Source organism: Haemophilus haemolyticus (assembly GCF_001008205.1).
In the GTDB taxonomy this organism is placed as follows: Bacteria; Pseudomonadota; Gammaproteobacteria; order Enterobacterales; family Pasteurellaceae; genus Haemophilus; species Haemophilus haemolyticus_Q.
Map to the genome: position 1 here is coordinate 1 of NZ_LCTK01000012.1, position 2,012 is coordinate 2,012.

The 2,012-nt window shown below is 37.4% G+C and carries 2 protein-coding genes; one reads left to right on the forward strand and one right to left on the reverse strand.

Annotation, left to right across the window (positions count from 1 at the left end; all coding sequences use genetic code 11):
* Positions 1-74: 74 nt before the first annotated feature.
* Complete coding sequence (locus AAX18_RS03060) at positions 75-677, reverse strand: peroxiredoxin C (RefSeq protein ID WP_005625599.1); 603 nt, start codon at positions 675-677, stop codon at positions 75-77.
* A gap of 136 nt (positions 678-813) precedes the next feature.
* Here AAX18_RS03060 and metC point away from each other — a divergent pair, with 136 nt between their 5' ends.
* Entirely contained in the window at positions 814-2,001 is a 1,188-nt protein-coding gene (gene metC / locus AAX18_RS03065) for a cystathionine beta-lyase (protein ID WP_005625598.1), read from the forward strand.
* The last annotated feature ends 11 nt before the right edge of the window (positions 2,002-2,012 follow it).

Here is a 2,012-nt window from a genome sequence, read left to right on the forward strand (position 1 = left end):
TATTACTAAAGTATACTAAAGAAATAAATAAAAAACGCCACTATTAGTGTGCTTTTTTTGTAAATAATTACGGATTAAAGTTTATCAGCGTTTTGTTTTAAGTATTTTGCAACGCCTTCAGGGTTATCTTTCATCCCTTCTTTACCTTTTTCCCATTGAGCAGGGCAAACTTCACCGTGATCTTCATGGAATTGTAATGCATCAACCATACGTAACATTTCATCGATGTTACGACCTAATGGAAGATCATTTACTACTTGGTGACGAACGACGCCATTTTTGTCGATTAAGAATGAAGCGCGTAATGCAACGCCTGCTTCTGGATGTTCAATACCGTATGCTTGAGCAATTTCGTGTTTTACGTCTGCTGCTAATGCATATTTAACTTGGCCAATACCACCATTTTCAGTTGGGGTGTTACGCCATGCATTGTGAGTGAATTGAGAGTCGATAGAAACACCAACTACTTCTACGCCACGTTTTTTGAATTCTTCATAACGGTGGTCAAATGCGATTAACTCAGAAGGGCAAACAAAGGTAAAGTCTAATGGGTAGAAAAAGATTACTGCAGCTTTTCCAGCAATGTGTTTTTTAAAGTTGAAGTTATCAACGATTTCGCCATTGCCTAATACAGCAGATGAAGTAAAATCTGGTGCTTGACGGGTTACTAATACCATAGTCATAATTCCTATATAAAGTTAAGTTAAAGTTTTGCCACACAAAATAGCGGCTCGGTTCTATTTGAAACGCCGACATTTTATACTCGATTTTATCTATTAAAGCAATTAATCTTATCTAAAATAAGGTGGAAATATGCAACAACACAATCTCTCAACAACATTTGTCCATGCAGGGCGTAAAAAACGCTTTTCACAAGGATCGGTAAACCCCGTTTTACAGCGAGCTTCTTCATTAGTATTTGACTGTATTGAAGATAAAAAACACGCTACTCAACATAGAGCAAAAGGCGAATTATTTTATGGCAGAAGAGGTACACTAACACATTTTGCTTTACAAGATTTAATGTGTGAAATGGAGGGAGGGGCAGGCTGTTATCTTTATCCTTGTGGTGCAGCAGCAGTAACTAATTCGATTCTTTCTTTTGTTAAAACTGGCGATCATGTATTAATGAGCGGGGCAGCTTACGAGCCAACCCAAGATTTCTGTAATATTGTGCTAAAAAAAATGCAGATCGATACAACTTATTACGATCCACTTATTGGTGCTGATATTGCAACGCTTATTCAATCGAATACAAAAGTGCTTTTCTTGGAAGCACCGAGTTCTATCACAATGGAAATTCCCGATATTCCGACTATTGTGAAGGCTGCAAGAAAGGTGAACCCTAATATTGTGATTATGATTGATAATACTTGGTCTGCAGGTGTTCTATTTAAAGCGTTAGAGCATGATATTGATATTTCTATTCAAGCGGGGACGAAATATTTAGTGGGGCATTCTGATATCATGATTGGTACTGCCGTTGCGAATGTGCAAACTTGGGATCAACTTAGAGAACATTCCTATTTAATGGGACAAATGGTGGATGCGGATTCTGCTTATACGACCGCTCGTGGTATTCGTACATTGGGTGTACGATTAAAACAACATCAGGAAAGCAGTATTAAAGTAGCAAAATGGTTGAGTGAGCAACCAGAGGTAAAAACTGTGTACCATCCAGCTTTACCAAGTTGCCCTGGCCATGAATTCTTTTTACGAGACTTTAGTGGTAGCAGCGGTTTATTTTCTTTTGAATTAAATAAGCGATTGACATCAGAACAAGTCTCAAATTTCATGGATCATTTTCAACTTTTCACTATGGCTTATTCATGGGGAGGATTTGAGTCTCTAATTCTTTGTAATCAACCAGAAGAAATTGCACATATTCGTCCAAATATTAAACGTAACCTTACAGGTTCATTAATTCGTGTGCATATCGGCTTTGAAGATGTAGATGAATTGATTGCAGATTTAAAAGCTGGATTTGAGCGAATTGCTTAAAAGTGCGGATA